The organism is Vibrio makurazakiensis (assembly GCF_050337375.1).
Taxonomy (GTDB): domain Bacteria; phylum Pseudomonadota; class Gammaproteobacteria; order Enterobacterales; family Vibrionaceae; genus Vibrio; species Vibrio makurazakiensis.
In genome coordinates this window covers 1-8,476 of the sequence record NZ_JAKJSW010000016.1, presented here as the reverse complement: position 1 = coordinate 8,476, position 8,476 = coordinate 1, and the positions used below count along the sequence as shown (strand labels likewise).

8 protein-coding genes and 5 tRNA genes are annotated in these 8,476 nt (G+C 44.0%); 10 read left to right on the top strand and 3 right to left on the bottom strand.

What is annotated here, in order from left to right; translation table 11 throughout:
- From L4C33_RS01050 to hemA, 3 genes are all read right to left on the bottom strand, one after another.
- Positions 1–599: HemK/PrmC family methyltransferase (locus tag L4C33_RS01050; RefSeq protein WP_428810626.1), on the bottom strand; the 599-nt coding region annotated here is incomplete at its 3' end.
- 3 nt (positions 600–602) lie between these two features.
- On the bottom strand, positions 603–1,691 hold the full coding sequence (gene prfA, locus L4C33_RS01045) for a peptide chain release factor 1 (RefSeq protein ID WP_428810625.1): 1,089 nt from the start codon (positions 1,689–1,691) through the stop codon (positions 603–605).
- Positions 1,692–1,719: 28 nt separating this feature from the next.
- Positions 1,720–2,979: a glutamyl-tRNA reductase gene (hemA, locus tag L4C33_RS01040; protein WP_428810624.1), complete on the bottom strand. Its 1,260-nt coding sequence runs from the start codon at positions 2,977–2,979 to the stop codon at positions 1,720–1,722.
- Between the two features lie 160 nt (positions 2,980–3,139).
- On the opposite strand from hemA, the gene lolB reads away from it, so the two are divergent.
- The 10 genes from lolB to L4C33_RS00990 all read left to right on the top strand — a co-directional run bounded on the left by lolB (position 3,140) and on the right by L4C33_RS00990 (position 8,443).
- Complete coding sequence (gene lolB / locus L4C33_RS01035) at positions 3,140–3,787, top strand: lipoprotein insertase outer membrane protein LolB (protein ID WP_428810623.1); 648 nt, start codon at positions 3,140–3,142, stop codon at positions 3,785–3,787.
- A complete protein-coding gene (gene ispE, locus L4C33_RS01030) occupies positions 3,784–4,659 on the top strand; it encodes a 4-(cytidine 5'-diphospho)-2-C-methyl-D-erythritol kinase (RefSeq protein WP_428810622.1) in 876 nt (291 codons plus the stop codon). Before lolB ends, ispE begins: the two co-directional genes overlap by 4 nt.
- 27 nt (positions 4,660–4,686) lie before the next feature.
- On the top strand, positions 4,687–5,631 hold the full coding sequence (locus L4C33_RS01025; RefSeq protein ID WP_428810621.1) for a ribose-phosphate pyrophosphokinase: 945 nt from the start codon (positions 4,687–4,689) through the stop codon (positions 5,629–5,631).
- A 207-nt stretch (positions 5,632–5,838) separates the two neighbouring features.
- Positions 5,839–6,429, top strand: a complete 591-nt coding sequence (gene pth, locus L4C33_RS01020; protein ID WP_428810620.1) for an aminoacyl-tRNA hydrolase — start codon at positions 5,839–5,841, stop codon at positions 6,427–6,429.
- A 10-nt stretch (positions 6,430–6,439) separates the two neighbouring features.
- On the top strand, positions 6,440–7,531 hold the full coding sequence (gene ychF, locus L4C33_RS01015; protein ID WP_428810619.1) for a redox-regulated ATPase YchF: 1,092 nt from the start codon (positions 6,440–6,442) through the stop codon (positions 7,529–7,531).
- A 282-nt stretch (positions 7,532–7,813) separates the two neighbouring features.
- Positions 7,814–7,890: transfer RNA gene (locus L4C33_RS01010), tRNA-Met, on the top strand.
- Positions 7,891–7,942: 52 nt separating this feature from the next.
- Positions 7,943–8,027 (top strand) — tRNA-Leu (locus L4C33_RS01005).
- Between the two features lie 29 nt (positions 8,028–8,056).
- Positions 8,057–8,131 (top strand) — tRNA-Gln (locus tag L4C33_RS01000).
- 77 nt (positions 8,132–8,208) lie between these two features.
- Positions 8,209–8,285 (top strand) — tRNA-Met (locus tag L4C33_RS00995).
- 73 nt (positions 8,286–8,358) lie between these two features.
- Positions 8,359–8,443, top strand: a tRNA-Leu gene (locus tag L4C33_RS00990).
- Positions 8,444–8,476: the final 33 nt, after the last annotated feature.

Here is an 8,476-nt window from a genome sequence, read left to right as displayed (position 1 = left end):
ATATAAGGAGGGTTAGATACAATCAAAGCAAACTTTATACCAGTATCGAGCTTGTCGTCCACACGCAGCGGATCAAACCAGCTACCATGTAAGAAAGTCGCATTCGGGATGTTCAGTCGCTGAGCGTTCTCTTCAGCTAAAAGCTTTGCTTCAGGTCGTAAGTCTATACCTGTCACTTTTCGATTAGGCATTTCAGACGCAAGCGCTAACGCGATCGCTCCAGTACCTGTCCCTAAATCTAGAATATCGCCACTTTGACCCATTGTTTTATCCAATGCGACTTCCACCAATCTTTCAGTGTCAGGACGAGGAATTAACGTTGAAGGGGATACTTTTAGAGGCAAAGACCAGAATTCTCGTTCACCCACGATATACGCCACAGGTTCACCAGTTAAACGGCGTTTTAGTAATGCGTTAAAAGTGGACTCTTGTTCCGAAGTTAAGTGTTTTTCAGGCCAAGTCAGCAGGAACGAGCGAGGTTTATCAAGAGCGTGACACAGCAAAACGGCAGCATCAATAGAAGGCGATGTATTACCGCCTTCTTGAAACTGTACGATTGCTGATTTTAATGCACCTTCAACCGTAATTGGAGATTGCATAAATTAGTTATGTTCAGCCAGAGCTGCTAACTGATCCGCTTGGTGCTCTTGAATAACAGGATCAACCAAACTTTGCAGTTCGCCTTCTAGAACTTCGTTCAGGCGGTAAATAGTAAGGTTGATACGGTGATCCGATACACGACCTTGTGGGTAGTTGTAAGTACGAATACGGTCACTACGGTCACCAGAACCTAGTAGGTTACGACGCGTATCAGAAACTTCTGCAGCACGACGCTCTTCTTCAGCTTGAACAATACGGGCAGCCAATACAGCCATCGCCTTCGCTTTGTTCTTATGCTGTGAACGCTCATCCTGACACTCTACTACTGTACCGGTTGGTAAGTGAGTAATACGAATTGCCGAATCAGTGGTGTTAACGTGCTGACCACCAGCGCCCGAAGCACGGAAGGTATCAATTTTAAGGTCAGCCGTTTTAATTTCTGGTAAATCAGCTTCTGGAATTTCAGGCATAACCGCAACAGTACAAGCAGACGTATGAACACGACCTTGAGATTCAGTTTCAGGTACACGTTGAACACGGTGACCACCTGACTCAAACTTCATTACGCCATAAACGCCATCGCCACTGATTTTAGCGATCATTTCTTTATAACCACCTTGCTCAGAAACATTGCTGCTCATCACTTCAACACGCCAGCCTTTCTTTTCTGCAAACTTTGAGTACATGCGGAACAGGTTACCAGCGAAGATACCAGCTTCATCGCCACCCGCACCGGCGCGAATTTCTAGGAAGCAGTTACGTTCATCATTTGGATCTTTAGGAATAAGAAGAATTTGTAGATCATCCGTCAGGCGTTCAATCGCCGCTTTTGCATCTTTGATTTCTTCTTGAGCCATTTCACGCATTTCTGCGTCGTCTTCTTTCGCCATCTCTTCCGCTGCTTCAAGGTCGTCTTTAGCTTGCTGGTACGCTTGGAAGCACTGAGTCACTTCTTCTAATTGAGAGTACTCTTTTGATAGTGCACGGAATTTGTTTTGGTCACCGATAACATCAGGATCACCAAGCAGGTGTTGAACTTCTTCATAGCGTTCAACAAGTGTTTCAAGCTTTACTAGAATCGAGGCTTTCATATTTTCTTATCTTGTTGGAGGTCTAATATTATTGAGGGTTGTCTAAACCCAAACTCTGTCTAATGACCGTTAATTTTGCAGGTTCTCCTTGCTCAGCGGCACTTTGGAGTGCACGCGTTGGAGCATGGATCAATTTGTTGGTGAGCTTATTACTAAGCTCAAGTAAAACCTTTTCAGGGTCTCCGCCAGTAGCAAGAGATTGCAAACTTTTACTCAATAAATCTTCTCTAATTTCGTTCGCTGACTTACGGTATTCACGAATACTGTCTACCGCTTGTAGAGAGCGCATCCACGTCATAAACGCAGCACTTTCTTCACTTACGATGGCTTCAGCTTGAATGGCTTCGACTTTACGCTGCTCAATATTACTGTCTACTATCGACTGTAAATCGTCGACCGTATAGAGGTAGGCGTCATTCAACTCGCCGACTTGAGCTTCAACATCACGAGGAACAGCAATATCCACTAATAGTATTGGTTGATGCTTTCTTTGCTTCAGTGCAGTCTCAACCATACCTTTACCTATAATAGGTAACGGGCTTGCTGTAGAGCTAATCACAATATCAGCTCGCATTAGATGATCTGGGATTTCGTTCAGGCTAATAACTTCAGCGCCAAACTGCTCAGCCAGGCCCAATGCACGTTCACGAGTACGGTTTGCTACGATGATCTTTTTACATCCGTTCCCCGCTAAGTGCTTAGCAACCAATTCGATGGTTTCACCTGCACCGACCAATAACACCGTTGAATCTTCAATAGACTCAAAAATATGTTTAGCCAAAGTACATGCAGCATAAGCTACAGAAACAGCACTGCCGCCAATCTCAGTTTCCGTTCGAACACGCTTCGCAACTGAAAAAGTTTTTTGAAATAACTTTTCCATCGAGGCATCGACAGATTTTTGATCACGAGAGTCAGAATAAGCTTGCTTAACCTGACCTAAGATTTGCGGTTCACCCAAAACCAATGAATCCAAACCACAAGACACACGCATTAAATGTTTAATGGCTGCTTGTTCTTCATGGATATACAAACTTGGCTTCAGCTCTTCAGGGCTGACTTGGTGAAATACTGATAACCAATCGATGATTTTGCTTTTAGCAGCCGCTTTTACATCGCAATAAATCTCAGTTCGGTTGCAGGTTGAAAGGATCACACTTCCATTAACGTGCATATTCGCGCTAAGTTGCTTCAGAGCATCAGATAGTTTATCTGGACCAAAAGCGACTTTTTCTCGCAATTCAACCGACGCTGTATTGTGATTGATACCTACGGCAAGCAAAGACATGTATCAGAAGTTCTCGATCAGGAATTAGAAATAAGAGCCGAATTTTACTTGATGCCTCGCTCTATTTAAAGGGAAAGCAGGATTTGTTTTCCTGAGTTCGTGAGTTCAATGCTATAGTTGCTTCGATTTTTCCATTATTTAGAGCAAGTTGTGAACAGTAATGAACAGATTTCGTAAGATCATTCATCTAATGTTTGTTGCAACCCTAATGGCGGGTTGTTCAACCATTCCCGAACAACCGACGAGTGTTGAGTGGCAAACCCATCAACTGCAACTCGAATCCATTACAGAATATCAAGCTCAAGGTAAGCTAGCTTACATTTCTCCAGAGCAGCGCCAAAGCCTAAACTTCACTTGGAAGCACTCTCCTCAACAAAGTCAGCTCCGCCTCACTACATTTCTTGGGCAAACAGCTCTAAACCTAACAGTGAACGCCCAAGGTGCAAAAGTCGTAACCTATGATGATCAAGTATTTACTCATCGAGACGCGTCAACTCTTGTCAGGCAGCTAACAGGTTTAAGTATTCCCATTCAGCACATGCCACAATGGTTATTGGGCAACCCAGAGCAAGCCGATGGATATCAACTCAACGACACAAATACGCTCGCCTCGTTAAATAAAGTCGTTGAAAACCAGCTTTGGCAATTGGATTACACGGCGTACCGAGATACGTCAGTCATTATGCCTTCTCAAGCCAACGATGAAGAATCTCATGTAATGACGCTACCAATGCCATCTAAATTGACATTTCAACAAGATCAAACTCGAATCAATATTGTTATTTCTAAGTGGACAGTGACTAAATGATTTCAGCAACAACCCATTGGCCTTCCCCTGCCAAACTAAACCTATTTTTGTACATTACCGGCCGCAGAGATAACGGCTACCATGAACTACAAACTTTATTTCAGTTTGTTGATTTCGGCGATGAACTCACTGTCACTGCAAATAAAAAAAGCGACTCAATTACGATAACCCCCGAAATTCCTGGGGTCGCTACAGAAGATAACCTCATCTGGAAGGCGGCAACTGCTCTACAGCAATATACGTCGACGTCTTTTGGAGCAGATATTGAACTTAAGAAAGTGTTACCAATGGGAGGTGGCATCGGTGGAGGCTCATCAAATGCCGCTACCGTACTGGTCGCTCTAAATTACCTATGGCAACTTAATCTTTCAGATGACCAATTGGCCAAGATAGGTTTGAAGCTTGGTGCAGACGTGCCTGTGTTTGTTCATGGCCACGCCGCCTTTGCTGAAGGGGTTGGAGAACAGCTGCAACCCGCTAATCCGGATGAAAAATGGTATCTCGTTGTTAAGCCACAAGTGAGCATAGCAACTGTGGACATATTCACACATCCAGAATTAACTCGAAATACGCCAAAGCGAGCGCTATCAACGCTTCTAGAGCAAGAATACGTAAACGATTGCGAAAAAATTGTGCGAATGCTGTACCCAGAGGTTGATAAGCAACTTTCATGGCTGCTACAATACGCGCCGTCGAGATTGACTGGTACTGGTTCATGCGTTTTTGCTGAATTTAGCAGCAAAAAAGAAGCAGAATTGGTACGAGAACAACTACCTGACACAGTTTCCGCATTTATAGCGAAAGGACGAAACACATCTCCTTTAAAAGAAACTTTGGCTGAATACCAATCAGCCCACCCACAATCTATTTAAAACTGGACGCAACCCGAGGTTTCCACCGTGCCTGATATGAAGCTATTTGCTGGTAACGCAACACCTGAACTAGCCCAACGTATTGCTGATCGTCTATACATCTCTCTTGGAGATGCTACTGTAGACCGTTTTTCTGATGGCGAAGTCGCTGTTCAAATCAATGAAAACGTTCGTGGTAGCGATGTATTCCTGATTCAATCAACTTGTGCACCAACCAATGACAACCTAATGGAATTGGTGGTAATGATTGACGCAATGCGCCGTGCTTCAGCTGGCCGTATTACTGCTGTAATCCCTTACTTCGGTTATGCCCGTCAAGATCGTCGTGTACGTTCTGCTCGTGTGCCTATTACTGCAAAAGTTGTTGCAGATTTCCTTTCTAACGTTGGTGTTGACCGCGTTTTGACTATCGACCTACACGCAGAGCAAATCCAAGGCTTCTTCGATGTACCTGTTGATAACATCTTCGGTACACCAGTACTTCTAGAAGATATGCAGAACCGCGGCCTAGAAAACCCAGTTGTGGTTTCTCCAGACCTAGGTGGCGTTGTACGTGCTCGTGCAACAGCTAAAGCGCTAGGYGATGTTGATATCGCTATCGTTGATAAGCGCCGTCCACGTGCTAACGTTTCTGAAGTTATGAACCTTATCGGTGACGTTGAAGGTCGCGACTGTGTTATCGTTGATGACATGATCGATACTGGTGGCACACTATGTAAAGCAGCTGAAGCTCTAAAAGAGCGCGGTGCTAAGCGTGTATTCGCTTACGCAACTCACGCTGTTTTCTCTGGTACTGCTGCAGACAACATCGGCAACTCAGTTCTAGACCAAGTTATCGTAACTGACTCAATCAAGCTTTCTCCAGAAATGGCAGCGACAGGTAAAGTTACTGAGCTAAGCCTTTCTCGTATGCTTGCAGAAGCGATTCGCCGTATCAGCAACGAAGAATCAATCTCGGCAATGTTCAACTAATCAAAGCTTTGTAGCTTTATTTAGAACAAGTCAGAGAAAAGATATTAAGCACTTCATTTAATGAAGTGCTTTTTTTATATATCACCACTATTAAGCTCGTACTCGTCATATTCATGAATAATCGCGTAGCTAACAGCTAGCTCGCACCTTTTTCATAAACTGTGATATCATACGGCGCTTTTTGAAATCCCAAGAGAGATCCTTACCTTGAGCCAACAAATAAAACTTCTCGTTGGACTGGCAAATCCAGGTCCAGAATACGCCAAAACTCGCCATAACGCGGGTGCTTGGGTCGTTGAAGAATTAGCACGCGTGCACAATGTAACCTTAAAGAATGAGGCAAAGTTCTTTGGTTTAACTGGCCGTATTATGGTTCACGGTGAAGATCTTCGTTTACNGATCCCAACAACATTCATGAATTTGTCAGGTAAAGCAGTCGCTGCATTAGCGAAGTTCTACCAAATCAAACCTGAAGAGATCATGGTCGCTCACGATGAGCTTGACCTACCTCCAGGTATTGGCAAGTTTAAAAAAGGCGGTGGTCACGGTGGTCACAATGGCCTTAAAGACATCATCAGTAAGCAGGGTAACAATAAAGAATTCTATCGCCTCAGATTAGGCATTGGCCATCCGGGGCATAAAGATAAAGTTGCAGGTTATGTATTAGGTAAAGCTCCAGCTAAAGAGCAGGAGTGTATCGAAGCCGTCGTTGACGAATCGGTTCGCAGCCTAGACATCTTATTAAAAGATGGCCTACCAAAAGCACAAAATCGCTTACATACGTTCAAAGCAGAATAAGGTTTATATCATGGGTTTTAAATGTGGCATCGTTGGTCTTCCAAATGTTGGTAAGTCAACTCTGTTTAACGCACTGACTAAAGCAGGCATCGAAGCAGCAAACTTTCCATTTTGTACAATCGAACCAAACACAGGTATCGTTCCAGTTCCAGATCTTCGCCTAGATGCGTTAGCAAAAATTGTTAACCCTCAGAAGATCCTTCCAACGACAATGGAATTCGTGGATATCGCAGGCCTAGTTGCTGGTGCATCTAAAGGCGAAGGTCTTGGTAACAAGTTCCTTGCAAACATCCGTGAAACTGACGCTATCGGTCACGTTGTACGCTGCTTTGAAAACGAAAACATCGTTCACGTTTCTGGCAAAGTATCTCCAATCGAAGATATCGAAGTGATCAACCTTGAACTTGCACTAGCTGATTTAGACAGCTGTGAGCGTGCAATTCAACGTAACGCCAAGAAAGCTAAAGGTGGCGATAAAGACGCTAAATTTGAAATCACAGTACTAGAAAAGTTGCTTCCAGTTCTTACTGAAGGCGGCATGGCGCGTACTGTTGAGCTAGGCAAAGAAGAAGCGGCAGCAATTGGCTACCTTAACTTCCTAACACTTAAGCCAACAATGTACATTGCAAACGTTGCTGAAGATGGTTTTGAAAACAACCCTTACCTAGACGCTGTTCGTGAATACGCGGAAAACGAAAACAACGTTGTTGTTGCTGTGTGTGCAGCTATCGAATCTGAGTTATCTGAACTTGATGATGAAGATCGTGAAGAATTCCTAGCTGACATGGGTATCGAAGAACCAGGCCTTAATCGAGTGATCCGCTCTGGTTACGAACTACTGACTCTTCAAACTTACTTCACAGCTGGCGTTAAAGAAGTTCGCGCTTGGACTATCCCTGTAGGTGCGACAGCACCACAAGCAGCAGGTAAGATCCACACTGACTTCGAAAAAGGCTTCATCCGAGCTGAAGTTGTTGGTTACGACCACTTCATCGAATTTAGCGGTGAAAACGGCGCTAAAGATGCGGGTAAATGGCGTCTTGAAGGCAAAGACTACATCGTAAAAGATGGCGATGTTGTTCACTTCCGCTTCAACGTATAACGGCTGATAGTCGTATTAGATTTTAAGGCCAGTAAGTTTACTGGCCTTTTTTGTATTCGTAGGTTTATGTTCCTAGTAAGTGCGAATTAAAGTCTGCCTATATATCCCATTTTCGCTCTGGTTTTTGATGGGAAATACGCCTCTTTGTCTAAAAAGAAATCGAACAGGCGTTTATTCGTGATTTATTCAAAAAAAAAGTTGACGGGTTTCACTCAACTACGCATAATGCGCCCCGTTCCCAACGAAGCGGCAACGCTTAACACGGAACGAAAATTTGGAAATGGCTACTTAGCTCAGTTGGTTAGAGCACATCACTCATAATGATGGGGTCGCAGGTTCGAATCCCGCAGTAGCCACCATTTCCTAAGCACTCTCTTTCTTACTAATATAAAAGAGTTTTTAGGAAATAACGCGGACGTGGCGGAATTGGTAGACGCACCAGATTTAGGTTCTGGCGCCGCAAGGTGTGAGAGTTCAAGTCTCTCCGTCCGCACCATATTTAGATGTCTTAATTGATATCATTGTTGGGCTATCGCCAAGCGGTAAGGCACTGGCTTTTGATGCCAGCATTCCCTGGTTCGAATCCAGGTAGCCCAGCCACAATTAAAAGTGTAATTATCTTGAAAAAGATAATGGCATTGAGAACTAGATTATATTATATTGTCTCGCTCTCAGATGGCTACTTAGCTCAGTTGGTTAGAGCACATCACTCATAATGATGGGGTCGCAGGTTCGAATCCCGCAGTAGCCACCATTCTTTCTTTTAGAAAGAAACAAGACAACGYTATATTGATTTGCCAATCTTCGATATATCTAAAAAGTTTGCTGCGGTCGTGGCGGAATTGGTAGACGCACCAGATTTAGGTTCTGGCGCCGCAAGGTGTGAGAGTTCAAGTCTCTCCGACCGCACCATCATTCAGAGTGATGTCTGTAAATCTGTAAATC